This window comes from Prochlorococcus sp. MIT 0801, from assembly GCF_000757865.1.
Lineage (GTDB): Bacteria > Cyanobacteriota > Cyanobacteriia > PCC-6307 > Cyanobiaceae > Prochlorococcus_B.
This window is the reverse complement of the sequence record NZ_CP007754.1, coordinates 570320-593516: the sequence shown is the minus strand read 5'-3', so window position 1 is coordinate 593516 and position 23197 is coordinate 570320. Positions and strand designations below refer to the sequence as shown.

The window sequence follows — 23197 nt, the reverse complement described above, 5'->3', positions numbered from 1 at the left end:
CAAATATAAAATCCCTCTCACTATCAAATATTAAATTCAACGACGTTTTCGTGAATCGATCTGAAGAAGATCCTTAACTTTCTGAACTTGACTTGCTAATTGTGGCTCACTTGATAATTTTTTTTCTACTTGTTCAATAGCATACATAACTGTTGTATGGTCTTTCCCCCCAAAAGATTCTCCAATACGAGGAAGACTTAAATCTGTCCCATGGCGCATTAAATACATACCTACCTGTCTTGCCTGACTAACAGGCCTACGTCTACTTGGACTACGCATTTCCTCCTCGGTAACTCCAAAAACCTCAGCTACTTTTTCTAGTACTTGCTTAGGCTTAACTTCTACTCCTTGTCCAGTAGGATCAAGCATTGGTGCTACTGATTCCACTGTCATTGGCAACCCAGTTATAGAGGCAAATGCGACAGCACGAGTAAACGCTCCCTCTAACTCTCTTATATTAGAAGTGAATCGTCCAGCAATAAACTGAATCAAATCTCTTGGCAAACGCATTCTTTCATGCTCAGCTTTTTTTTGTAATATTGCCATTCTCGTCTCCAAATCGGGCGCTTGGATATCTGCAATTAGTCCCATTGAAAATCTTGAAATCAATCGTTCTTGTAAACGAGGTATTTGACTTGGAGGCCTATCACTTGTAAGGACAATTTGCCTGCCTGCCTCGTGCAAAGCATTAAATGTATGGAAGAATTCTTCCTGAGTATATTCCTTACCTTCTATAAATTGAATATCGTCAACCAAAATCAAATCAGCTTCTCTATATCTATTTCTGAAAGCTTGCATTCCATCTTTCCTGATTGCAACTATTAAATCATTGGTAAAGGTCTCAGTAGAAACATATGCAACCTTTGCTCCTGGATCGATTTCCAACCGGTAATGACCTATAGATTGCATTAGATGTGTTTTACCTAAGCCAACTCCCCCACAAATAAATAACGGATTAAATTCCCGACCAGGGGCCTCAGCTACTGCCATTGCTGCAGCGTGAGCCATCCGACTATTAGGACCAACAACAAATCTATTAAAAACATATCGAAGATTCAAACTCGGTAAAAATTTTTTTATTGGAGTTTGTTTAGATTTAATGTCGGAATTCTCACTAGTGGCAATAGAATTAGTTTCTACATTTGAAAAAGTCTTTTTCTTATTGCTTTTGTTTGATGAAAACTCTTCCTTAACTTTTATGTATACTTTAACTTCATGGCCAAAGATCTCTGATGCAATCTCCTCAATTGTTTGAGAGTAATTTTTCCTTAACCAATCACTTGAGAAACTATTTGGAGCAAGCAAAGTCAAGCATCCATCCTTGAAATCAAAAAATTCAGCCGGACGTATCCATGTTTCGTATGAAGGCTTACTTAAATTCTTTTGCAGTAATTCCTGCACCTTCGTCCATAGCTCATTCCGAGTTGGCACAGGCATTACTTAATGGAATACGAGTGTAGCTAAAAACCTTAATGAGTCATTCTTAAATTTTGGAATCCAGTTGTAGAATTTTTAATGCATTATCCCAAAACGCAACTATTGCAATTGATTAGGAAGATAAATGCAAGTGTAAATTTATTTTTTTCAGAACAAAATTTAATCTGATGCAATGAATAGTAACTTAAGCTTCAAAAACATAGAATGTTTTGAGATGAATAGCTATGAATCTGGTTATCAGTAAAGCAGAAAATACAAAAAAACTTTATGCAAATAGCAAACCAACTATTGTTTTAATGACAAAATGGCACGCGATATTTAGATGTAAAAGCCGATTAGCAAAGGATATAGGGGCTTTTAAAGCAGCAAAGATACAAGAGAAACTAACAAATCACACAATTAACGTTGCCAAAGAGATTCAAAAAGAAGGTCTTGCAGATATAAAAGTTGCAATCGATGGAATTGGGATTAAAGCCGCAAAAAAATGGGCCGCATTAAATGAAATCAAAACGGTTGAGATTCAAGGGCCTGGCAACCTAGGAACAAAAATGAAAAGACAGTTTTTAAAGACTCATTCTAAAAAAAATCTTTCTCACCAAATTCGAAATCCTATCTTAATTATTGGAAGTGATTTACCATCAATATCACATTTTGAATTAATTCAAGCTATTCAAATACTTAATCACAAAGAAATGGTTTTAGGTCCTTCAAAAGATGGAGGATACTGGCTTATAGGTCTATCCAATAAACTTTTAAATCCTTTATGTGCCTGGCTATTTTCTGGAATCAGTTGGGGAAGCGATAAAGTCCTAAAAGAAACTATTCGACTAGCATCCTTAAATCAAATAGATTATCAACTTCTTCAAACTAAAAATGATCTTGATAATATTATGGATTTGTCACCATGGCTAGATTACAAAAAATTCCGACTCTCAGCATCATCATACCAACTTTAAATGAAGCGGATCACCTCCCTCTTCTTCTTGCTGATTTAAATGAATGGCCATATAATTTTGAATTAATCATAGTTGATGGAGGAAGTATAGATTTAACTATTTCGATTGCACAAATACAAGGAATAGATGTTATTAAAAGCAGTAAAAAGAATAGAGGCTATCAATTAAAAACAGGTGCATCAAATGCAAGAGGAGATTGGCTTTTATTTCTACATGCCGACAGTAGATTAAGAATAGGTTGGGTTAAAAGTTTATCTAAAATAATACAAAATAAAAAGTCAGAAAATTTTGCATGGTATTTTGACTTTAAAATCAAAAAACATAATTTAGAATTCAGATTCTTAGAAATAGCAGTAGCACTAAGAAGTCATTTTTTACAACATCCTTATGGAGATCAAGGCCTACTAATACATAAAGATCTCTATTCCAATACAGGAGGTTATTCTTCTTTGAAAATAATGGAAGATATCGACTTGATAACAAGAATTACTAAAAAGACTAAGGTAAAGCGTATAAGAGAAAATATATATACAGATGATATAAAGTGGACTAATTCAAATATAATAAAACGTGCAATTAAAAATGCTAAATTAAGAAATAAGTGGCGTCAGGGTTGTGACATAGATTATCTTTCAAAAGAATATAATTCATGATTGTCTTATCCCTATCTAACCGATTAATTTGAATACCAAAATGCACATTTATTACCTTTTGGCTCTAAAGTCCACCCTTGCCTTTTATAAAAAGTAATAACATCAGAATCAGCAAATAAAGTTACTCTACTAATACCTTCTCTTTTTAAACTCTTCATTAAATATTCCATAAGTTGCTTTCCTAATCCATAACCTTGATAAACAGGGTTAATAGCCACATCCCATATTGTTGCGTCAATAATTCCGTCACCTGTACATCTTGCAAATCCAATCAACCTTGGAAATTTAGGATCATGTTGCCATACCCCAACCTTAAGCAAGCTATTATCGAGTGCACGTTTTACTCTTCTCAGAGGTCTTCTTCCCCAACCTACTGCTTGAAGAAGCTGCTCAAGTTCAATTAAATCAAAAGATTTTGAATGACTAAATACAAAGAGAGATGAATTGGTTTGATTAAAATATTGAAAAGCTTGTTGACCGTAAATATTTTTCAAAGTTTCATCAGAAAGAAGTTTTTCATTTTTCCATCCTGGCATTCCAATTTTTGTAGATCCTAAATTAATCATAAATTAATACTAATTAAATAGTTGTGAGACCTTTTTCTTGCAATTCTGAAAGTTGCGAATAAAGTCCACCTAAAGTCCTCAATTCTTCATGGGTACCTTCTTCAATAAGACTTCCTTTTCTCATTACTAAGATTCGATCAGAAGCTTCTATTGTTGCCAATCTATGAGCAATCACAAGTGCTGTCCTTTTTTCTAATAATCTATCAAGATCTCTTTGCAAAGTTGCCTCAGTAGATGGATCCATAAAAGCAGTTGCTTCATCCATGATTAATATTTTTGGATCTCTTATTGCAACTCTTGCGATAGACAAAAGCTGTCTCTCACCTGAGGAAAGATTTCCTCCTCTTTCTCGAATATAAGTATCTAAACCATTTGGCAACTTTCTCAGTAAATTATCAAGGCCTAATTCACTACATACATCTTTTAAGCGTTGATTATCTATTGAAGAATCTAAACGTAGATTATCTGCAACATTTCCGCTAAAAAGGAAAGTATCTTGAAGAACAACTCCAAGTTGTTTCCTCAATGAATCGATAGGGATACTTTTAATGTTTTGACCATCTATATATATATTTCCCTTCTGAGGTTCATAAAGTCTACATAATAATCTAATTAAAGTAGTTTTTCCAGAACCAGTTGGTCCTACCAGAGCAACATGATCGCCTGGTTTAATTTTGAAGCTTAAATCATTTATAATTGGTTCATCTTCTCTATAAAAAAAACTTACATTTTCAAATAAAACTTCTCCAAGAACAGTCTTATTTGAATTTGATAATTCTTTATTTTCAGCTTTATGCTTAATATGATCATAAATCTCGATTTTCTTCTCAAGCAATTCACTTATTCTTTCAACTGCTGTTAACCCTCCCTGTATTTGTGTAAATCTTTCTGCTAACTGTCTTAAAGGTTCAAATAGTCTTTGTGAATAAAGAATAAATGTAGTTAAAGTTCCTAATCCCATTGCCCCTGATGTAACCATATAACCACCTAGAGAAATAACTAAAGCGACTGCAGCTAGTGAGACCCATTCAATAAAAGCAGAAATGCTACTATCGTAGAAAATTGTCCCGTTTACGGCATGTTTATAATTAGTTCCAGTTTTGAAAAAGTTTTGGCCATTTAACGATTGTCGACTAAACATTTGAACAACTTCTAGGCCTTGCAGATTTTCCTGAAAATTTGCATTTAACTGGGAAAGTTCTTCTCTAACTTTATAATTTTGTTTTCGATAACGTTTTTGAAGCCACAAGATAAATAACGTAACAGGTATTTGAACAATCAAAAGGAGAAGACCTAACCTCCATTCTATTAAAATCATGGTTATTGATATAACTATAAGACTTACAAAGTCAGCTAAAACACCTACAGCTCCACTACCAAAAACTTCTGACAATGCATCAACATCACTAGTTAATCTTGTAAGTAATTTACCAACAGGCATTTTGTCATGAAAACGCAAAGACAATGACATGGAATGAGCAAACAAATCGTTCCTAATACGTGCCGTCAGTCTCTGCCCTACAGACTGAATATTGTATGACTGAAATCCCTGTAATCCAAGCCTAAGTAATACTGTTATAAATAACATTCCTATTATTAAATTAATTGCTAATTCATTAGACAAATTATTAAAAAAAGCTATTGTATTTTCTCCTCTTAAGACAGAAATAGCTTGCCCCACAAGAAGGGGTTGAACCGAACCAGCTAATGCAACAGGTATTAATATTATAAGTATGAGAATTAAACGTTTTTTTTCTTTTTTTAAATACTTTCCAAGTTTCTTAACTCTTCGAAAATCATTTTTTGCCATCAGAAAGGAGGTTTGTCTGAGATTGGATTTGAATTGAATCAATAATTTCTTGAAGTGGCCCTTTATCAAGTCTCAGGGATAGTGGATGACCGACAAGCCGAGCACTTGATTTAAAAAGTTCTTCAATTTCTACAAGACCATTATCTCTAAGAGTACGACCAGTTGCGACTAAATCAACGATTGCTTCAGCCATACCCGTTATGGGACCCAGTTCAACAGATCCACTCAAATGTACCAATTCAACGGGCAAATCAATTTGATCAAAAAAATTCTTTGCGCAGTTAGTGAATTTACTTGCCACGCGACAGTTTGGTGGTAGATCAGAAGCGCTCAAATAACCACTGCTGGATTTAACTGCAACCGACATATGACACTCTCCAAATCCAAGGTCAACTAAATTAGACACTTGCAATTTTTGCTCTTGCAATACATCAAAACCCACTATGCCTAGTTGCGCCTGACCATAAGATACGTAAACAGGAACATCGCTATTCCTAACCAAAAGAGCTTTAGCACGGCCACAAGCTGACGGAACCATTAATTGCCGATTGCTATCGTCTAAAACAGCAGAGAAGTCAAGTCCAACGTCAGAAAACATTGAGACTGATTCTTGCAATAAGGCACCTTTAGCTAATGCAACAGTAAACATGTCAAAAACTCTTGAAATGGACTCTAATTACTCCATTACCTAAAGAAACAATGTTAGGGGAAAAAAGCGACTTCACTATTCACCCAATTAATGTCTTACAGGACAATATCGTATGGGTATGGGTCCACAATTGCAATGCAGTGGTAGTAGATCCCTCCATATCAGGCCCAGTAGAAAAATGGCTTTTAGAAAAAAACCTATCATTAAAAGCTATCCTTCAAACACATCATCATGATGACCATATTGGTGGAACACAAAAGTTAATCAAAACATGGCCAGATGCAAAGGTAGTTGCATCAAAAAAAGAACATAAAAGAATACCTTTTCAAACATTTTCGGTTGACGATAATGATATTTTTAATTTAATGGATGGTGAGATTAAAGTTATCGAAGTGCATGGTCACACTGACAACCATATAGCTTTTTATATATCAAAACAAAATGCTAAATGTAACATACTATTCCCAGGAGATACGCTATTTGGAGGGGGGTGTGGTCGTCTACTAGAAGGTAGTCCTGTTCAAATGTTTGAAAGTTTATATAAACTTAATTCTCTTCCAGAAAATACTGAAATATACCCAGCTCATGAATATACAGAAAGCAACTTAAAATGGGCCCTATCATTAGAGCCTGGAAATATTTCTATCATCGAAAGACTAAAGCTTATTCAAAAAAAACTTCAAAAGGGAATGTCTAGCCTCCCATCAACACTCTCAGAAGAAAGAAAAACAAATTTATTTTTAATAGCAGAAAATGTCGAGAAATTTACAATGCTCAGAAAACACAAAGATAGATGGAAATGTTAAATTCTGATTTGTGTATCAAATCTATTCATTAAAGTCTAATCATTCATGAAAAGTTCATCGATTGAGGCCATCGAAACAAAATTTGCGCCTAAACCCGTTGGTCCCTACAACCAAGCTATTTTGGTAGAAAACTACTTATATTGCTCAGGACAAATTGCTTTAGACCCTTCAACTGGTGTAATGGTCGGGAATGGAAATATAGAAGAAGAAACTAGACAAGTTCTAAAAAATTTAATGGCTGTAGTTGAAGCCGCTGGAGGAAAAAGTTCAACTGTAATAAGAACAACCATCTACTTAACTGATTTAAATGATTTCGCAAAAGTAAATGAAATTTATGCAGAAACTTTCAACAAAACATTAAGCCCCGCAAGAGCATGCGTTGAAGTATCAAAGCTCCCTAAAGGAGGAAAGATTGAGATAGATTGCATAGCTTGGTTAGGAAACAAGAAGTAAAAAACAACATTATGACTAAATAGAGCCTTGCCACTTTGCTAAGTGGCCCCATTATTGACTAAATTAATAATTGATTAGCAATACACAATGTCCACTGCCAAGTTGACCATTGGCGAATTAGAAGCAGGATACCCTCTTTATTGCAAAGCACTTAGGAGGCTTCTGCAACAAGGACGTACTGCTGATCAGATTCAAAGAACTGTTTGCTGGAGCCACTTAGAGACTCTAAATCGCTGCTTACCAGGAAGATATAAAACCCCCTCCTACTTGATGGCATTAATCAAAAGAGACCTAGAACAACCAAAAGAAGAAGATTAATTTTCTTCTTTTTTATTTAAAAAATCTATTGCTCTGGCGAAATCATGATCACCTTTTGATATTTCCTCTTTTACATTATTTTCTTCAGGCCTGATGGTTATATTTGCATAAGTCTTCCCAAAACTTATATCGGGGAAGCGATTAACCTTCTCGCAATATTCTCCTAGTGCATCAAGAAAATCTCTATTTTTTTCATAAGATTTAAATTCGAATCTTTTTTCTAGACACTCTGGTCTTTTTTTTTGCCTCCACCCTTCCATGAAAAAACCTTGTCTTTTATAAAAACTACTACATCGTGAATTGATTGAAGAAATAATTTATAAATCAAAAACTACTTAACTTCTCCTTGTTGCTCCACTTCCTCTCAATGCTGGCTCAATCTCATAATGAGGTCGGGCAATGATATGTGCAGCTACTAATCCATCACCAACGCGCTCACAGGCATCAGCACCTGCTCTCACTGAAGCATTTACAGCACCAGTCTCACCACGAACCATCACTGTTACATATCCTCCTCCAACGAGTTCTTTAACGATCAAATTAACTTCAGCAGCCTTAGTCATTGCATCTGCTGCTTCTATTGCTGGTACTAAGCCACGAGTTTCAATCATTCCTAAAGCTATTCCAAAATTTGAATTAGCTTGAAAAGCTTTATTTTTTCCAATTGGAGGTTTAGATGATCCACCACCCACAGAACGATTGGATAAGTTTTTAGAAGTAGAAGTTTTTAAATTATTAGAAGAACTTTTATTTAGCTCAGACTTTACTTTAGGGGAAGTTTGTGATTGAGCAGTTGAATTCAAAGGAGTAACATCAACAACTTGATCTTGAGGTTTAAGACCCTTATCACTACTTTTTGATTGACGATTTTGTGATGCAGGCATGAATTTATAATTTTATAGGATTGAGCTTTTTTGAATACATGGTCAAACTAATCATCGGGTGACCAATGATCAATAATCCCACCTATAGTCAGATCGGTTTGAACATTAGGGTCTGGGCATCCCCACCTCGCTGCAGTTCCTGTTGCGGTAAAAACCCAATTACCTTCTCTCGCTCCGACAGGATCAACAGCAACGAGTCTTTTACCTTTGTTATTACACAATATTCTTAAATGCATATGTCCTAATCCTTCAACTCTCTGTGTACAAACTAAGCGTCCCATAACTTGCATGATCTCCATTATTTTGCTCCTCCTGAAATCTGTTGTTGTGTCTCTGGATCCCAATGATCAATAATCCCAACAATAGTTAAATCACTTGGATAAGACTTGCTTCCAGCAGCTTCTCGAGCGGCAGAACTTCCTACACAGATAACCCAATCATCTGGTTTACATCCAACAGCATCAACAGCTACTTTTTTTGAGCTGCCGTCCAACACAACCTGCAAATGCTTATGTTCAAAGCCTGGAATACGATTGGTTGAGACAAGTGGTTTGAGAACTTTACAAATAAGCATTTTAGTGAGCCTCCTGAGTGACTGGATCAAGGGAAGAACCTACAACTTCTGCAGGAGTCTTTTTATCTCGATCTCGAATAGTAAGAAATGTGTGAAGTGAACCATTATCTATTAAACCTCGATAACGAGACTTAATAGCCTCGTTAATTCTATGACAATCAGATAATGCTCTATTTCTTGCATGAGGGACACTACCTGAGTAATCAAAGCGGATGACAATAGGAATTGGTAAATTCCTAGAGATATTGAGACCTGTAAAAATTTTCACTCCGACATCGAGATCAGGAGCTCCTTGTTCAACAGTCTCCAAATGAGCAAAATAAGTAAGATTCCTTAAATGAACTTCTTTAAAACCAATACCTACCCCAATAAACCTCTCAGCATGACCTGCATCTTGGTAGCTTCCGGAGTGAAAATTTTTCACATAGTCAATTTGAGATATATTATTTGAAATAAGCTTTGTAATAAATGTGACCATATTCGGATCTGTTTCTCCAGGACAAACACTTTTGACATTTTCTTGAATTTTTTGAAGAGCCTCTTCAGAATTTAGGAATTGAGTTTCTTTGTATATTTCATTTGCACAAACCCATGATTTCAAATCAACTTCATTAGTTTTCGAAGGCGTATGAACTCTTATCGCGTCTGTATCTGTATCAATACCAATTAAAAGCAAATCAACTGATGCACCACAACAAAAACTATTTTCGACGGCTTCCCTAAAATCTAATAATCGCTGTAAGCCCTCTGATGCTGCTAACTCATCATTACTACCATGAGCAGCACATCCTTGGTGTGTAGGGTCAACAGAACTAAAATGATAGATTACTGATTTTAAATATCTTGTTGTCTCAGTTGCAGGATTAGGAATTGACTCTCTATATCTACTATGTTCAGTTTTAACCCAACGGTTAACTGTTTTTTCAATATCAAATAGTGCGCCTGCATGAGAACGCCTCCTTACAGAACTAAAAGGTATACGTAATGCATAAGAAATAGCATGAGCTAATCTACCATCGGCACAAGGAGTTATATCTAAAAGATGAAAGCCACATTTATTTAGGAAAGACTGAAAAGATTTAGCATTTTGACTGTCTCCAGATCCCTCTAGTGGATCTGAATCAAAAAATTCATTACTCGTCAATTGGTGTGATTGAAAAACACACCATGCAAACAAGGCACTTATGTCAACACTTCCAACCCAAGCCTTTTCAAGTATGTGCAGTGGCAATTCATAACCTAATTCTGCATGACATAAAGTTTGAGCTCTTTCTACAAAATTTAAATCATTTTGAAGACTAGATACTCTTTTTAAAAGAGGGACAATATTATCAAACCGACCTTTAACCTTATCTTCGTATTGATTTAACTTCTGATTTTCTTGAGAATTAGTTAATGGATGATCAGTAGATAAAGAGCTTATAGTTTTTATTTCATCGGAAAAAGACTTAATAGTTTTAATAACTCCAGAATTTAAGTTCTGGGTCTCTAGGTCATCAAATCTCTTCATAGGAGCTGTAGGCCCACGACGAGATTTCTTGGCCAAATTACGATAGGCCATTGACTATTTAACCTCTTGCTCCACCAGAGAAAGTAACCAATTGGCCATCCCTTGTATTGCCACTAGAACCAGTGATTAGGAAGTCTGGTTCGGGAACCTCTTGGTTTCTTTTTAATTCAGCTGCATTCATTGCACTCATTGGTCCTGGACGAGAGGGATTTCTCCGCTTAGCAGATGCCCCTTCTGTTCCAGTAACATGCTCTCCTCTAGCCCAATCATCACCAGTTATATTCAATCCTGCGGATTGTCCTTCTCCTGTTATTTGTGAGGTTGGGCGTTGCTTAGATTCTTCATTAATTATTTGATCAACTTTATTATTCTGAGAATTTGATGTTTTTCTGTCAAAGCGAAATTGTTCAGTACCAGTCACTTTATTTGCAGCCATATCGAATGGGCCAGTGATTCTTGAGCTATCTTCATAGCTCGTACCAGTGACACCTGTATTGATTTCATTTTGTATATGAGCTTGCCTTGCTGGAGATTTCACGCTGAAACTTGTCCATGCAGCTGCTTTTTCAATATTTTCTTGATGAGCATAACCTTCGGGAATATTTGAAATACCGCAATTCTCACTCAATTGATCACCTCCTATATAAGGAGTCCCAGTCAAAGGCTCACAAGCACCTTTGTGCGCGCCTGTCATTTTCCCTCCTATCCCAGGCTGCTGACCAGTCAATCTTGCTCCAGGAGTAGCAACTTTTCTAGGAGTTCTAGCCTCTATCTCAGATGAAGCTGAATTGTCACACCATTGACTTGCCTGATCTAATCCTGCATAGGGTGTACCTGTTACTGCTTTACAAGTACCAGGTTCATCTCCTGTTACGAGAGGTGATCTACCTGTCATAGTTCCACTAACAGATTGAGTTTTATTCGTAATACTTAGGCCAACTTTTGCTGGATCAGGAGCAGGCTTGCTTCCACAAAAAGAATCATATTGCCCAGCACCCACATACTCATCTCCAGTCACGTTCTTGCAACTACCAGCCTCATTACCAGTAACATTCTCTCTTCTCGAGACATCAGTACCAGTTACACCGTTTCCACGAATTGTTGTTAGTGAGCCAACCTTTTCTGCTGGTCTACCAGAAGGTAGTGGATCAGAACCTAAATACTGATCACCAGTTAAACCTTTATTTGATCCTGCTTCATTTCCAGTAACCAAAGCCGACCTTCCTGTCATGGTTCCACTGACTTTTTGACCATCAATAGTTTGGCTATAGCCAATTTTTGATGGTGAAGGGTTAACTCCTCCGCAAAAATTATTAGATTGATTCGCAGAAATATATTCAGTCCCAGTAAGGTTTTTACAAGTTCCAGGTTCGTCACCAGTAACCTTCTCTGACCTACCAACCTCGTTACCAGTTACAAGATTCCCATGACTAGTATTTGTGACTGCTACTTTTGCAGGCTGACTTATCGGCGTATTTGATCCATTACAGAAAGAATCAATGACTTCTGAACCTAAATACTGAGTACCAGTTATTGAACGGCATGTACTTGCCTCATTACCAGTAGTTTTAAGAGATCTATTCGCCTGAGTACCTGTAACAATTTGTCCAGTAGAAGTCTCACTTATACCAACCTTCCAATGAGCATCTGGAACATTAGCATTTTGCTTAGCTCCATTCTTATTAGGACCACATGGACGAGTTACTGAAGTGCGTTTTGATCCAGTGGCACCAGTTTTACTTTTAAGTTCTCTAACTCGTTGAGCTATTTCCTTAGTAGTTAAATCTGGATTACCTTGTCGAGCAACTGATGCAGCTGTAGTTGGTTGTTTCCCTGCAGACTTACCATGTTTTGACAAGGCTTCTCTCCTAGCCAAAACAAAAGCTCTACTTGAATTAGTAATTGCTTTTCTTTTTACAGTTGAACGGTGATCAGTAGTTCTCTTATTCAATTTCAAACTGATTTCTGGTTTATGGGTTGTATTACTAGTCTCTTCTTTAGCTTTTTGCTCACATTCTGGGCAACAATGTTCGGCATTTTTTGCATCATAAGAAGGAGCATTTTGAACTTTTTTTCTCTCAAGATCAACTCGAGTTATATCTTTAGTGTTATCAGCCGATTTCCCTCTACGAGATAAAGCTTCTCTTCTTGCGATAACAAGTTGGCGACTTGGTTTAGCTACTGACCTCTTATTATATGATCTTGAACCAGTTGATTTCCCAGGAGTACTTAATTGAAAGCTATTAGCACTTGACTGAGAAGAATTATTAGAATTTGCCAAATTATTTTGGGGCTTAACAAAAGTTGAATCAGTTCTTGTAGCTCTTGCATCGCTCGAGGAACGTACCCTATTAGGTGTTGAGCCTTTAATAGAGGCATTCTTTCCTCCTTGACTTAGAGCCTGTCGGCGATCAAGAACTAATTGTCTACTAGTTTGTTTTGCCATATCAACCCAATGGAGAGATCGTAAAAAAAAATTTTAATTCTCAAAAGAATTATTAGCCCCAAATATGTTTCGGGGCTAATTTATAAAAGACTACTAATTTAGCGGCCTTGGAAAACTACAAAGCAAGTACCTTGACTTTGTGTATACGCGTCATATCCAACGATACGAACGTGATGGTCAGGATATGCTCTATGGCAAGCTTCTAACTCGCTAACAACCAAATTTAAATCTTTCTCGCCAAAGAAAGGTAACTTCCAATAAGACCAATAAGTCTGCATTGAGCCACTTGGCTGAACATGCTCAATAACTGGGCTCCAACCCTGAGCAATGATATAAGCGATTTGATCGTAGATTTCGTCCTGGGTCATCGGCGGTAAGAAGCCGAATGTTTCCAGGGTGGCGACTGTTTGATAGTCACCTACTGTGCTCTGGAAAGGCATGGTGAACTTAAGTTAGTGAATGAGTGAAAGTCGATTTAGTTATCGACTAGTGAATTTAAGAAAGTTAGAGGCAACTTATAATGTCACCTCTATATCTTTTCTACTGAACGTCGAGTTTATCGACTGTATCGAATTCGAACTTAATCTCCTTCCATGTCTCAAGAGCAATTGCCAACTCAGGGCTATGCTTTGCGGCTTCTAGAAGGATATCGCGACTTTCTTTTTCGATTTCTCTACCTGCATTACGCGCTTTCACACATGCCTCTAGAGCTACTCGGTTAGCGGCTGCACCAGCAGCTGATCCCCAAGGGTGTCCATGAGTACCACCTCCAAATTGGAGACATGAATCATCTCCAAAGATTGCAAGCAATGCTGGCATATGCCAAACATGAATACCACCAGATGCCACAGCAAATACACCAGGCATAGAACCCCAATCTTGATCAAAGAAGTTACCGCGAGTACGGTCTTCGGGGACAAAGGATTCACGAAGATTATCGATATAGCCTAGCGTTGTTTGACGGTCTCCTTCTAATTTTCCAACAACTGTTCCTGTATGAAGTTGATCTCCGCCGGATAGACGCAAACACTTAGCAAGAACTCTGAAGTGAATACCATGCTGAGGATGACGGTCAATAACCGCATGCATAGCACGGTGAATATGAAGAAGCATGCCATTTTCACGGCACCAATTAGCAAGACCTGTATTAGCAGTAAAACCACCAGTGATGTAGTCATGCATGATGATTGGCATGTCAAGTTCTTTAGCGAACTCAGCACGCTTATACATCTCTTCAGGGGTAGTTGCTGTGCAATTCAGGTAGTGACCTTTAACTTCACCAGTTTCCTGTTGAGCTAGCTTTACAGCTTCAGCAACAAATTCAAAACGCTCTCTCCAACGCTGGAATGGCTGAGAATTGATATTCTCATCATCTTTAGTTAGGTCAAGGCCGCCTCGAAGGCATTCGTAAACAACACGACCGTAGTTTTTACCTGAAAGACCAAGCTTTGGCTTAATAGTACAACCAAGTAGTGGACGACCGTATTTATTAAGACGATCACGTTCTACTACGATTCCACTTGGTGGTCCGCCGCAAGTCTTGATAAATGCCATTGGGAAGCGAATATCTTCAAGTCGAAGATGACGCAAGGCTTTAAAACCAAAGACGTTTCCGACAAGTGATGTCAAAACGTTAGTTATAGATCCCTCTTCAAAAAGATCTAATGGATAGGCAATAAATGCATAGAAGGCATCCTTGTCTCCAGGGACATCTTCAATGCGGTAACAGCGGCCTTTGTAGAATTCAAGATCTACAAGTAATTCTGACCAAACTGTTGACCATGTACCTGTAGATGATTCGGCGGCAACAGCTGCTGCAACCTCTTCCTTTGGTACACCTTCCTGACCTGTGCATTTAAAACATGCAAGTAGATCAGTATCTAGGGGGACGTAATCAGGAGTGAAGTAAGTATCTCTATACTCCTTAACTCCAGCATCATACTTTTTAGCCATTGATAGCTCCTGTTAATTAGTTTAGAAGGTTGAAAATCTGAAAAGTCCTCTCCTCGTAGGACTTAGTCAAAAATCAGTCCTTCTGACCTAAGAAGTTACCGTTACCCAAAGCTGGCTCAACTTCACGATGAGGACGAGCAATGATGTGAGCTGCAACTAGTCCGTCACCTACACGCTCGCAAGCGTCTGCACCTGCGCGAACTGCTGCGTTTACAGCACCAGTTTCTCCGCGAACTAAAACTGTTACGTAACCACCACCAACAAATTCACGACCAATCAAGCGCACTTCTGCTGCCTTGGTCATTGCGTCAGCAGCTTCAATAGCTGGTACTAATCCGCGTGTCTCGATCATGCCGAGAGCAATACCCATTGTTTCGCTAGCCATGTCCTATTTCAGTAAAGGGATGGAATGTTCAGGAGGGACAATGGCTTGCCAAAGAGCACTTAGTCAAGGGGATTTTCTAATAGCGCTGATTACAGTTTCTAGCCCAATTCATAAGCTGAGCTTATCACCCTTGCTACGACAGTTGAGTAACGCTGTTCGATCAATCGTTAGGACTTACTCATATTGCATTGCGTAAACAAGTCCATGTAGTTATTTTTACTCACGAGACAGGGACCTGGCTATGTCAGGGTTGGAATGTTCGCCCAAAACTGTCTCAAAATCATCTAAAAAATTCATCTACTATTTTTTTTGACTTCTTCCTGTAAGACTATATAAAACCATTTAGAATAATCGAATTGAAAAAGCCACTAATAACCATAGCTAGTGGTAATCCCAAGAAAGTTGCTGAGATAGAGGCAATGCTTGGGCCGCTTCCAATTGAAGTCAAAAAACAACCTAGTTCTCTAGATGTTGAAGAAACAGGAAACACATACTTGGACAATGCAATATTGAAAGCGAAAGCAGCAGCAGAATTAACTAACAGTTGGACAATTGCAGATGATTCTGGACTTGAAATTGATTCTCTCGGTAATGCTCCCGGTATTTTTTCTGCGCGTCTTGCAGACACAAATGAAAAAAAGATTGAGAAGATTCTAACTGCTCTTGGAGACAGTCCTTACAGAAGTGCAAAAGTCTGTAGCGTAATGGTGCTCTGCAGTAACAGTGGAGAAATAATTAAGAATGCAATAGGAATTTGCTGGGGTGAAATTCTGAAAAAACCTGCCTATCCAAATGGAGAATTTGAATCATTATTTTGGGTTCGCGAAACTAATTGCACTTATGGAGAATTAAATAATGCACAATTATCAAAGCATGGAAGCAGAGGCAAAGCAGCCAGAGAATTAGCTCCTTACCTTTTGAACGCTATTGGAATTAAAAATAATTAATTTCTATTTATTTGATCAATAGATCTCATCGCGGCCGCAGCAGCCTCCTCAACATCACCCTCTTTTCCAGCCAAAGTTAATCTTCCAAAAGCACCAACTCCTTTTACGTCGACAATTGTGATGTTTGATGACTTTTCTGCCTCGTTTGCAGCCATCAAAACATATCCAGCAGGTTCAGTCTCAAGAATGAACATACTCATACCAGATTGAATCATTGATCCACGTCTATTTTGGCGATTGATCAAAACAGCATGATCTGGAGTAATAGCTCGAATAACTTCCGTCCAAGTAACTTGAGGATTAGTTCTCCTATCAATTGTGCTTCCAATGGCATCTAAGACGACATCACCCGAATGAAGAACTGTGCTTTGATCTCGGTGATAAAGAGCAAGCGATCCAAATGCCCTTTCAACGATCATTTGACCTAAGCGAACATTGCTGGCCTTTAGGGCAATATCTGTAACCCTGTGCACAGCCATTCCAGGAGAGACCTCCATCCAAAGACAAGCATCACCAGGTATGGGTAAAAATCCTGAACTTGCAGTTCCCATATAAGCCGCAAGTTGAGGCTGCAAAGAATCTAGAAATACATATGTTCTTAATTCAATTTGCTTTACATGACTGGCTTGACGAGCAACTAATGATTTTTCCGAGTCAGTTGTTATTACTCTTTTTGGATCGTCAGTAATGTATTCATTTACTTCTGCACCAGTAACTCTCTGGCTAGCACTTACTCGCCTTTCATTATTCTCAAATGTGGCGAATCTTGTCATGGGCGGGATACTACCTCAAAGATTGTCTTTTTAGCTAGCAATTAAGACTTGCATGCTGAATTTAAGCCGATAAATTCAATACATATTGATCTGATTGAAGAATGTCATTATCTCAGCCAAAGGATCCCAAAAACAATGACTCAAATGATGAAATCAATTCGGAGCAAGCGCTTGGTTTAGTCTCATTAAGTCTTATGCAGAAATTGTCTGACAAAGGAATTGCCGACTTGAATTGGTTAAAAGAAGACGAAAAATGTGATACGTATGAGCTGCGTCAAAGACTTGAACTAACTTCTCTAGCTATAGAAACAGGAGCCCCATTAAGTACTACAGAAGTATCAAAACTTTTGGGCGTTAGGCCAGGCTCCTCAAAAGTTGAGAGAGGTGGTCTCATTGCTAAGAAGGTATCAAGAAATGTTTGGAGATTAATCAAATCAAGCCAAGAAAGTTCTCATTGGCGTAATTAGAAGGTCCAAATTTAGGCTTTATAATGAGCCTTGGCGTCATAAAGAGTTTCTTCGTTGATTTCCCTACATCCGGCTTGGCGTGCATAATTCTCTGTATTTCTTCTTACTTTACCTCTAACGAAAAATGGGATTTTCGAAAGTTCCCTTTCACCTTCATGTGTCCATATGGGTTCCGCATTTGAAGTTTTTGAGTCACTTGAAATTTTTGTTTTAACTTCTGTATTAGAATTTTGATTTCCTTTTCCACCTAAATGACCTAAATGACTTTGATGGCCGTCAACAAATTCAAAGTCATGCTTGAACATTCCAATTAAATGTTCCTCAAGTCCCATCATTAATGGATGGACCCAGTCATCAAAAATGACATTTGCACCCTCCCAACCCATTTGAGGGCTATACCGAGCAGGCACATCCTGCACATGCATTGGGGTACTTATTACAGCGCATGGGATACCAAGCCTTTTTGCACTATGTCGCTCCATTTGTGTACCAAGGACTAGCTCTGGAGATGTTTCTTTTATCGCATCTTCTACTTCCAAGTAGTCATTAGTTATCAATGCTTCCAAACCAAGGGCCTTAGCGGCTGGACGAACTTTCCTAGCCATTTCACGGCTATAAGTTCCTAAGCCCACAACTTTAAAACCAAGCTCCTCATTAGCAATTCTTGCTGCAGCGAGGGCGTGTGTTCCGTCCCCGAAAATAAAGACTCTTTTTCCTGTTAAGTAATTCGAATCCACTGAATTCGAATACCAAGTTAATTTCGAATTATTAGATTCGTTTACTGATTGCGGGATTTCCATCTCTAAAACTTCGTGTAATTCTTTAAGAAAATCCTGAGTAGCACCGACACCTAGAGGAACTGTTGTAGTAAAAGGAATATTTAAATTTCTTTCTAGCCAAATACAAGTTGATTCGGCTATCTCTGGATAAAGGCAAACATTCACATCAGCATTAGGTATTCGCATTATATCTGCGGGTGATGCTCCTAAAGGGGCTACAACATTGACATCAATCCCGTACTGACCAAGGAGTTTTTGTATTTCCAAAACATCATCCCTACATCTAAAGCCAAGCAAAGTTGGGCCAAGTAGATTTACTCTCGGTCTTCTTTTTTCTTCCTGCCACGTATGTTTGGATTCATTCGAGTGGTCTTTGAGTAAAGTTCTTACGATTTGATAAAAGGTCTCAGATCCACCCCAGTTTTCCTTTTTGCTATAGGCAGGTAATTCGAGGCTGACAATAGGGATATCAAACCCCATACCTTTTGCTAGTGATCCGGGCTGATCTTGAATTAATTCAGCCGTACAACTTTCTCCTACCAACAGAGTCTCTGGCTTAAATCTGTCTACGGCTTCTTTTATATGTCCTTTTACAAGTTCTGCTGTATCACCTCCTAAATCTCTAGCTTGAAAAGTTGTATAAGTTACAGGTGGTCTACTTCCGCGGCGTTCAATCATCGTGAAAAGAAGGTCAGCGTAAGTATCCCCTTGAGGAGCATGTAAAACATAATGTAATTTTTTCATAGACGTAGCGATCCTCATCGCTCCGATATGAGGAGGTCCTTCGTATGTCCAGAGAGTTAATTCCATGAGATTAATTTGATGTAAGAGTTTTAGGATTTAAAATTTCATGTCTAAGAAGTGGCCTTGAGAACAATTCTGCTAGATCAGAAGCTTGATCAATCCCATGAATTGGGCTGAAAACCATTTCAATTGACCATTTAGTTGATATCCCCTCTGCCTCAAGTGGATTAGCTAGTCCCATACCACAAACGACAAGATCTGGTGAACTATCTCTAACTCTGTCTAACTGTTTCTCTACGTGTTGTCCTTCGACGATACGACAATCAGGAGGAAGTAAGTCTATCTCTGCTTTCATTAAATCTCTATTTAAATAAGGAGTTCCTATTTCAACAATCTTCATTCCACACTCATTACTTAGAAATCTAGCTAAAGGAATTTCTAATTGAGATTCAGGCAAAAGAAAAAGTTTCTTACCAGAAAGTTTTTCAACATGAGGTACCAAAGCTTGCTTTGCTCTAGATATCAGTGGATTTAATATTGAATCAACAATTGATTTATCGATACCAAATGAATTCGCAGCCGCCTGAATCCACAAAGTGCTTCCAGTGACACCTAGAGGGAAGGGAGCCTCAATTATTTCAGCACCTTTATTTTTTAGCTCTCTTGCCGTATCAGTTAAGTAGGGCTGAGTAAGAAGGACTTTTGTTTCAGGACCAATAGAAGGTAATTCTGTTGATTGTCTAGGAGGAAAACTTTCTACGTTATCTATTCCAAGCCGATTAAAAATACTTATTAACCGATCCTCCACAGCATTAGCAAGGGTTCCAACTAAAAGTAATTTTTTTTGATCGCTCTTCGGCATCAATGGAATCAAAGCCTTTAATGCTCCGTCTTCGCCTTGAGTAAAAGTTGTTTCTATTCCACTTCCCGAATAATTCAATACTGTTACTTGACCTTTAAGTTCAATATTCAGGTTTTCAGCAACCCTTGAAAGATCTATTTTTATTACTTCACTTGGGCAAGAACCAACAAGAAAAAGAGTTTTTATTTCTGGACGTCTTGCTAAAAGATTTTTAACTACTCGGTTTAACTCGTCATGAGCATCAGCTAATCCAGCTAAATCTCTTTCTTCTAAAATAGCTGTTCCAAAACGTGGTTCGGCAAAGATCATTACGCCTGCTGCACTTTGAATTAAATGCGCACAGGTTCTAGAACCCACAACAAGGAAGAAAGCATCAGGCATTCTTCTATGCAGCCAAACGATAGAAGTTAGCCCACAAAAGACTTCTTTTGGACCAGATTCTTTAAGGAGCGTTGCACCGCTCATAGAGATTTAATACATGTATATATTCAAACTGCATCTAAAAAGGGTAAACCGTCAACAAACACTTAATCTCTTTCGCATTTAGTTACTTTTTAGTTACCAAATGTCTGACTACGGTAACTTTTGCATTTGCACTAGCTAACAACCCTTTAACGACAACAACGCTTTTAAGGGTCAATTCTTTATCTACTAAGCACGCTAATGACATGAGTATAAATACGTGTCTACGGGACGCAATACATATATGTTTTCATTCGAAGATATATTTTTAATGTCAAATGTATCGAATTCTCCAAACATTTCCTAAAGAGATATTTGCCTGCAAGAATATAAACAATTCCTTTCGAAAGAAAAAGATTAATGACTTCGACAATAACTCGTAAGGAGGACGGTGAAGGTAGCGTTCAGGTAAAACAAGACCCGAAAGCACAAATTCAGGAAGGAGCCCTAGTTATTGCTGTTTATGGCAAAGGAGGTATTGGTAAATCAACTACTTCTTCTAATTTGTCTGCCGCATTTTCAAAGCTTGGAAAGAAAGTACTTCAAATTGGTTGTGATCCAAAGCATGACAGCACTTTTACCCTTACTCACAAAATGGTGCCTACCGTCATAGATATTCTTGAAGAAGTAGATTTTCATAGTGAAGAACTAAGACCTGAAGACTTTATGTTTAAAGGTTTCAATGGTGTTATGTGCGTTGAGAGTGGTGGACCACCAGCGGGAACAGGCTGTGGGGGTTATGTCACAGGTCAAACGGTCAAGCTATTAAAAGAGCATCATCTTTTAGAAGATACTGATGTAGTTATATTTGACGTTCTTGGTGACGTTGTATGCGGTGGCTTCGCAGCTCCATTGCAACACGCAAATTATTGTCTAATTGTTACCGCAAATGATTTTGATTCTATTTTCGCAATGAATCGCATCGTCGCAGCAATAAACGCTAAAGCAAAAAATTACAAAGTTCGTCTAGGAGGTGTCATAGCAAACCGATCTGCTGAATTAGATCAGATAGAGAAATTCAATGAAAGAACAGGTCTGAAGACCATGGCTCATTTCCGTAATGTAGATGCAATACGCAGATCAAGACTAAAAAAGTGCACAATTTTCGAGATGGATTCGGAAGAAGAAGGCGTAGTGGAAGTACAAAATGAGTATCTTTCATTAGCCCAGAAAATGATAGATAACGTTGAGCCATTAGAGGCCGAACCCTTAAAAGACCGTGAAATATTTGATCTTTTGGGCTTTGATTAAAGAGCTAGTTCAAGAATCATTTCAGCCCAACTAATCGCATAGACAATTCCCAAACTTTTCTAGAGGTCACTGGATCAGTCACTCGATCCGACAATTCTTGTGAAAATTGTTGTCTATCCTTGCGTTGTCTATTACCCCAACTCCAATGAACGCCAGAAATAGCAAATTGAGGGTCTGAAACGACTTGGGCTACTCTATCTCCAGCCAGTGCTTCACTTACGAAACCTCCTGTTATTAATTTCTGAAACCATGGGAACAACCACTGAAACAGTTTAGGAGTGTTTCTAAATAATCTTGTATTAGCTACACATCCGGGATATAGAGAGCTAAAAAGAATTGGAGAAGAATTAAATCGTCTATGTAATTCTTGGGTTGTAATCATATTGCATAACTTACTATCTTTATAGGCTTTGCCTGGTTTAAAACGTTTACCACTAGCCATTGATATGGGGTCGCAAAAACCTTCTTCAAAACCAGATAAATTTCCTAGATCAGCAGGCGCAGGTATTGGTATTTTTCCTCCAAGTTCTTTATTGTTAGCTGTTACGGTTCCTAAAATAACCACCCTCGATGATTCAACCCCCCAAGATCTTCCCTTCCAGACTGGTCTTGAAGACTTACTAAGATTTTCCAATAGCATCTGAATTAATAAAAAATGCCCAAAATGATTTGTTGCCATTGATATTTCATATCCCTGTGGAGATCTCAAAGGCTTTTTTAAACGCGGAAGATATACAGCAGCATTACAAACTAAAGCATCCAATGGCTTTTCCAAATCCTGTAAAAGACTTTTAGCCCCATTACGTACGCTATCCAAGTCGCCAAGATCAATTTGTATATGTTTAAGTTGTCTTGGACTATTGGTAGGCAATCCAACTGCGGATGCTGAAGCTTCAGCTCTCACAGAACATCTATTTGCGGTAATAACTCTCCAACCCCTCTCTACCAAAGACTTTGTTGCATACAACCCAACTCCTGATGTTGTTCCAGTAATTAATACAGTTCCTGGTGCCGCTTGTACTAGAGCCATATTCCTTAATAAAAACTATTTTAATCAATTTTCAAACACAAATCTAAACCTCAGAGAAGCAAAGTTAATCATCGCCAGATAACTCTGACACTATTTGGAGTAATCCACTGATCTTGCTCTTTAAAGAAACGTTGTTCTCCACCATTAGTAAACATTTCATCAAAACGTAGTCTTAAGTTGTGAAGTTTTTTTGATTCTTTTTCTAATAGATATGACAACTCTAGATTTCTATTCACACGTTGATGAGAAGCAAGTCCTAAGTTCACGAGGCTGGTTGCAAATACAATAAATAATCCAAGCTTCAAAATTAATCCCACATGGCTATATAAAAGCTCCCGCCTAACTTCTTCTTTCTGAAATTCAGAAACTTGAGTGAAAGCATCTATTTTTTTATTTACAGAAGGATTGCTTTTATTAATTTTTTTTAAACGTTTCCTTCTGAACGGCTCTTCAATTCGCTGAGGTTGTCCCAAAATTAAATT

At 37.8% G+C, this 23197-nt stretch carries 28 protein-coding genes; 9 read left to right on the top strand and 19 right to left on the bottom strand.

What is annotated here, in order from left to right:
* Nucleotides 1-36: 36 nt before the first annotated feature.
* On the bottom strand, nt 37-1437 hold the full coding sequence (gene dnaA / locus EW15_RS03110) for a chromosomal replication initiator protein DnaA (RefSeq protein WP_038651807.1): 1401 nt from the start codon (nt 1435-1437) through the stop codon (nt 37-39).
* A gap of 224 nt (nt 1438-1661) precedes the next feature.
* On the opposite strand from dnaA, the gene EW15_RS03105 reads away from it, so the two are divergent.
* Both EW15_RS03105 and EW15_RS03100 read left to right on the top strand, forming a co-directional pair.
* Nucleotides 1662-2393, top strand: a complete 732-nt coding sequence (locus tag EW15_RS03105) for a TIGR04282 family arsenosugar biosynthesis glycosyltransferase (protein WP_038651804.1) — start codon at nt 1662-1664, stop codon at nt 2391-2393.
* A complete protein-coding gene (locus tag EW15_RS03100) occupies nt 2342-3046 on the top strand; it encodes a TIGR04283 family arsenosugar biosynthesis glycosyltransferase (RefSeq protein WP_038651801.1) in 705 nt (234 codons plus the stop codon). Before EW15_RS03105 ends, EW15_RS03100 begins: the two co-directional genes overlap by 52 nt.
* A 23-nt stretch (nt 3047-3069) precedes the next feature.
* Here the strand turns inward: EW15_RS03100 and EW15_RS03095 are convergent, their stop codons facing one another.
* From EW15_RS03095 to hisG, 3 genes are read right to left on the bottom strand one after another with little or no spacing between them, the layout of a single operon-like run.
* Nucleotides 3070-3612, bottom strand: a complete 543-nt coding sequence (locus tag EW15_RS03095) for a GNAT family N-acetyltransferase (protein WP_038651798.1) — start codon at nt 3610-3612, stop codon at nt 3070-3072.
* Nucleotides 3613-3625: 13 nt separating this feature from the next.
* Nucleotides 3626-5422, bottom strand: coding sequence for an ABC transporter ATP-binding protein (locus tag EW15_RS03090; protein WP_038651795.1), 1797 nt, complete (start codon nt 5420-5422; stop codon nt 3626-3628).
* Entirely contained in the window at nt 5409-6071 is a 663-nt protein-coding gene (gene hisG / locus EW15_RS03085; protein WP_038651792.1) for an ATP phosphoribosyltransferase, read from the bottom strand. The genes EW15_RS03090 and hisG overlap by 14 nt, the downstream gene beginning before the upstream one ends.
* 50 nt (nt 6072-6121) lie before the next feature.
* Between hisG and gloB the strand changes: the two genes are divergently transcribed.
* From gloB to EW15_RS03070, 3 genes are all read left to right on the top strand, one after another.
* Nucleotides 6122-6877, top strand: a complete 756-nt coding sequence (gene gloB, locus EW15_RS03080) for a hydroxyacylglutathione hydrolase (RefSeq protein ID WP_038655100.1) — start codon at nt 6122-6124, stop codon at nt 6875-6877.
* Between the two features lie 45 nt (nt 6878-6922).
* The gene (locus tag EW15_RS03075) at nt 6923-7330 is read left to right on the top strand and encodes a RidA family protein (protein WP_038651789.1); all 408 of its coding nucleotides are present in this window, start codon (nt 6923-6925) and stop codon (nt 7328-7330) included.
* A gap of 87 nt (nt 7331-7417) precedes the next feature.
* Complete coding sequence (locus EW15_RS03070) at nt 7418-7648, top strand: DUF3136 domain-containing protein (protein WP_011294518.1); 231 nt, start codon at nt 7418-7420, stop codon at nt 7646-7648.
* Here the strand turns inward: EW15_RS03070 and EW15_RS03065 are convergent.
* From EW15_RS03065 to EW15_RS03025, 9 genes are all read right to left on the bottom strand, one after another.
* Nucleotides 7645-7908, bottom strand: coding sequence for a 4a-hydroxytetrahydrobiopterin dehydratase (locus tag EW15_RS03065; protein ID WP_038651786.1), 264 nt, complete (start codon nt 7906-7908; stop codon nt 7645-7647). The genes EW15_RS03070 and EW15_RS03065 overlap by 4 nt on opposite strands.
* A gap of 75 nt (nt 7909-7983) precedes the next feature.
* Entirely contained in the window at nt 7984-8532 is a 549-nt protein-coding gene (locus tag EW15_RS11655; RefSeq protein WP_038651783.1) for a BMC domain-containing protein, read from the bottom strand.
* Between the two features lie 47 nt (nt 8533-8579).
* A complete protein-coding gene (locus EW15_RS03055; RefSeq protein ID WP_038651780.1) occupies nt 8580-8831 on the bottom strand; it encodes a carboxysome peptide B in 252 nt (83 codons plus the stop codon).
* Entirely contained in the window at nt 8831-9106 is a 276-nt protein-coding gene (locus tag EW15_RS03050; protein ID WP_011294514.1) for a carboxysome peptide A, read from the bottom strand. The genes EW15_RS03055 and EW15_RS03050 overlap by 1 nt, the downstream gene beginning before the upstream one ends.
* A gap of 1 nt (nt 9107) precedes the next feature.
* A complete protein-coding gene (locus EW15_RS03045) occupies nt 9108-10667 on the bottom strand; it encodes a carboxysome shell carbonic anhydrase (RefSeq protein WP_038651776.1) in 1560 nt (519 codons plus the stop codon).
* 7 nt (nt 10668-10674) lie between these two features.
* Nucleotides 10675-13062, bottom strand: a complete 2388-nt coding sequence (locus EW15_RS03040; protein WP_038651773.1) for a CsoS2 family carboxysome shell protein — start codon at nt 13060-13062, stop codon at nt 10675-10677.
* 98 nt (nt 13063-13160) lie between these two features.
* The gene (locus EW15_RS03035; protein ID WP_011294511.1) at nt 13161-13502 is read right to left on the bottom strand and encodes a ribulose bisphosphate carboxylase small subunit; all 342 of its coding nucleotides are present in this window, start codon (nt 13500-13502) and stop codon (nt 13161-13163) included.
* A gap of 100 nt (nt 13503-13602) precedes the next feature.
* The gene (locus EW15_RS03030) at nt 13603-15015 is read right to left on the bottom strand and encodes a form I ribulose bisphosphate carboxylase large subunit (RefSeq protein WP_011294510.1); all 1413 of its coding nucleotides are present in this window, start codon (nt 15013-15015) and stop codon (nt 13603-13605) included.
* Between the two features lie 73 nt (nt 15016-15088).
* Complete coding sequence (locus EW15_RS03025; protein ID WP_011130577.1) at nt 15089-15400, bottom strand: BMC domain-containing protein; 312 nt, start codon at nt 15398-15400, stop codon at nt 15089-15091.
* On the opposite strand from EW15_RS03025, the gene EW15_RS10775 reads away from it, so the two are divergent.
* Both EW15_RS10775 and EW15_RS03020 read left to right on the top strand, forming a co-directional pair.
* Nucleotides 15399-15596, top strand: a complete 198-nt coding sequence (locus EW15_RS10775) for a hypothetical protein (protein WP_156095728.1) — start codon at nt 15399-15401, stop codon at nt 15594-15596. The two genes, EW15_RS03025 and EW15_RS10775, sit on opposite strands and share 2 nt — an antisense overlap.
* A gap of 160 nt (nt 15597-15756) precedes the next feature.
* Complete coding sequence (locus EW15_RS03020) at nt 15757-16347, top strand: non-canonical purine NTP pyrophosphatase (RefSeq protein WP_038651765.1); 591 nt, start codon at nt 15757-15759, stop codon at nt 16345-16347.
* Here the strand turns inward: EW15_RS03020 and EW15_RS03015 are convergent.
* A complete protein-coding gene (locus EW15_RS03015) occupies nt 16344-17120 on the bottom strand; it encodes a microcompartment protein (protein WP_038651762.1) in 777 nt (258 codons plus the stop codon). The genes EW15_RS03020 and EW15_RS03015 overlap by 4 nt on opposite strands.
* 101 nt (nt 17121-17221) lie before the next feature.
* Here EW15_RS03015 and EW15_RS03010 point away from each other — a divergent pair, with 101 nt between their 5' ends.
* On the top strand, nt 17222-17587 hold the full coding sequence (locus EW15_RS03010) for a hypothetical protein (protein WP_038651760.1): 366 nt from the start codon (nt 17222-17224) through the stop codon (nt 17585-17587).
* Between the two features lie 11 nt (nt 17588-17598).
* On the opposite strand, the gene EW15_RS03005 is transcribed toward EW15_RS03010, so the two are convergent.
* The 3 genes from EW15_RS03005 to EW15_RS11545 form a co-directional block, all read right to left on the bottom strand.
* Complete coding sequence (locus EW15_RS03005) at nt 17599-19176, bottom strand: ferredoxin:protochlorophyllide reductase (ATP-dependent) subunit B (protein ID WP_038651755.1); 1578 nt, start codon at nt 19174-19176, stop codon at nt 17599-17601.
* Nucleotides 19177-19180: 4 nt separating this feature from the next.
* Nucleotides 19181-20437, bottom strand: coding sequence for a ferredoxin:protochlorophyllide reductase (ATP-dependent) subunit N (locus tag EW15_RS03000; RefSeq protein ID WP_038651752.1), 1257 nt, complete (start codon nt 20435-20437; stop codon nt 19181-19183).
* 82 nt (nt 20438-20519) lie between these two features.
* Nucleotides 20520-20642, bottom strand: coding sequence for a hypothetical protein (locus tag EW15_RS11545; RefSeq protein WP_255327230.1), 123 nt, complete (start codon nt 20640-20642; stop codon nt 20520-20522).
* Between the two features lie 152 nt (nt 20643-20794).
* On the opposite strand from EW15_RS11545, the gene bchL reads away from it, so the two are divergent.
* A complete protein-coding gene (gene bchL, locus EW15_RS02995) occupies nt 20795-21685 on the top strand; it encodes a ferredoxin:protochlorophyllide reductase (ATP-dependent) iron-sulfur ATP-binding protein (protein ID WP_011294504.1) in 891 nt (296 codons plus the stop codon).
* A 16-nt stretch (nt 21686-21701) separates the two neighbouring features.
* On the opposite strand, the gene EW15_RS02990 is transcribed toward bchL, so the two are convergent.
* Together EW15_RS02990 and EW15_RS02985 are read right to left on the bottom strand one after the other, a co-directional pair.
* Nucleotides 21702-22715 (bottom strand): protochlorophyllide reductase, encoded by a 1014-nt coding sequence (locus tag EW15_RS02990; RefSeq protein ID WP_038651748.1) that lies wholly within the window; start codon nt 22713-22715, stop codon nt 21702-21704.
* Between the two features lie 68 nt (nt 22716-22783).
* Nucleotides 22784-23188: a hypothetical protein gene (locus EW15_RS02985; protein ID WP_038655098.1), complete on the bottom strand. Its 405-nt coding sequence runs from the start codon at nt 23186-23188 to the stop codon at nt 22784-22786.
* Nucleotides 23189-23197 lie beyond the last annotated feature (9 nt).

Excerpts from the sequence above, each read along its gene's own strand:
- dnaA (WP_038651807.1), bottom strand. The coding sequence starts at position 1,437 with ATGCCTGTGCCAACTCGGAATGAGCTATGGACGAAGGTGCAGGAATTA.
- EW15_RS03105 (WP_038651804.1), top strand. The coding sequence starts at position 1,662 with ATGAATCTGGTTATCAGTAAAGCAGAAAATACAAAAAAACTTTATGCA.
- EW15_RS03100 (WP_038651801.1), top strand. The coding sequence starts at position 2,342 with ATGGCTAGATTACAAAAAATTCCGACTCTCAGCATCATCATACCAACT.
- EW15_RS03095 (WP_038651798.1), bottom strand. The coding sequence starts at position 3,612 with ATGATTAATTTAGGATCTACAAAAATTGGAATGCCAGGATGGAAAAAT.
- EW15_RS03090 (WP_038651795.1), bottom strand. The coding sequence starts at position 5,422 with ATGGCAAAAAATGATTTTCGAAGAGTTAAGAAACTTGGAAAGTATTTA.
- hisG (WP_038651792.1), bottom strand. The coding sequence starts at position 6,071 with ATGTTTACTGTTGCATTAGCTAAAGGTGCCTTATTGCAAGAATCAGTC.
- gloB (WP_038655100.1), top strand. The coding sequence starts at position 6,122 with ATGTTAGGGGAAAAAAGCGACTTCACTATTCACCCAATTAATGTCTTA.
- EW15_RS03075 (WP_038651789.1), top strand. The coding sequence starts at position 6,923 with ATGAAAAGTTCATCGATTGAGGCCATCGAAACAAAATTTGCGCCTAAA.
- EW15_RS03070 (WP_011294518.1), top strand. The coding sequence starts at position 7,418 with ATGTCCACTGCCAAGTTGACCATTGGCGAATTAGAAGCAGGATACCCT.
- EW15_RS03065 (WP_038651786.1), bottom strand. The coding sequence starts at position 7,908 with ATGGAAGGGTGGAGGCAAAAAAAAAGACCAGAGTGTCTAGAAAAAAGA.
- EW15_RS11655 (WP_038651783.1), bottom strand. The coding sequence starts at position 8,532 with ATGCCTGCATCACAAAATCGTCAATCAAAAAGTAGTGATAAGGGTCTT.
- EW15_RS03055 (WP_038651780.1), bottom strand. The coding sequence starts at position 8,831 with ATGGAGATCATGCAAGTTATGGGACGCTTAGTTTGTACACAGAGAGTT.
- EW15_RS03050 (WP_011294514.1), bottom strand. The coding sequence starts at position 9,106 with ATGCTTATTTGTAAAGTTCTCAAACCACTTGTCTCAACCAATCGTATT.
- EW15_RS03045 (WP_038651776.1), bottom strand. The coding sequence starts at position 10,667 with ATGGCCTATCGTAATTTGGCCAAGAAATCTCGTCGTGGGCCTACAGCT.
- EW15_RS03040 (WP_038651773.1), bottom strand. The coding sequence starts at position 13,062 with ATGGCAAAACAAACTAGTAGACAATTAGTTCTTGATCGCCGACAGGCT.
- EW15_RS03035 (WP_011294511.1), bottom strand. The coding sequence starts at position 13,502 with ATGCCTTTCCAGAGCACAGTAGGTGACTATCAAACAGTCGCCACCCTG.
- EW15_RS03030 (WP_011294510.1), bottom strand. The coding sequence starts at position 15,015 with ATGGCTAAAAAGTATGATGCTGGAGTTAAGGAGTATAGAGATACTTAC.
- EW15_RS10775 (WP_156095728.1), top strand. The coding sequence starts at position 15,399 with ATGTCCTATTTCAGTAAAGGGATGGAATGTTCAGGAGGGACAATGGCT.
- EW15_RS03025 (WP_011130577.1), bottom strand. The coding sequence starts at position 15,400 with ATGGCTAGCGAAACAATGGGTATTGCTCTCGGCATGATCGAGACACGC.
- EW15_RS03015 (WP_038651762.1), bottom strand. The coding sequence starts at position 17,120 with ATGACAAGATTCGCCACATTTGAGAATAATGAAAGGCGAGTAAGTGCT.
- EW15_RS03010 (WP_038651760.1), top strand. The coding sequence starts at position 17,222 with ATGTCATTATCTCAGCCAAAGGATCCCAAAAACAATGACTCAAATGAT.
- EW15_RS03005 (WP_038651755.1), bottom strand. The coding sequence starts at position 19,176 with ATGGAATTAACTCTCTGGACATACGAAGGACCTCCTCATATCGGAGCG.
- EW15_RS03000 (WP_038651752.1), bottom strand. The coding sequence starts at position 20,437 with ATGAGCGGTGCAACGCTCCTTAAAGAATCTGGTCCAAAAGAAGTCTTT.
- EW15_RS11545 (WP_255327230.1), bottom strand. The coding sequence starts at position 20,642 with ATGTCATTAGCGTGCTTAGTAGATAAAGAATTGACCCTTAAAAGCGTT.
- bchL (WP_011294504.1), top strand. The coding sequence starts at position 20,795 with ATGACTTCGACAATAACTCGTAAGGAGGACGGTGAAGGTAGCGTTCAG.
- EW15_RS02990 (WP_038651748.1), bottom strand. The coding sequence starts at position 22,715 with ATGGCTCTAGTACAAGCGGCACCAGGAACTGTATTAATTACTGGAACA.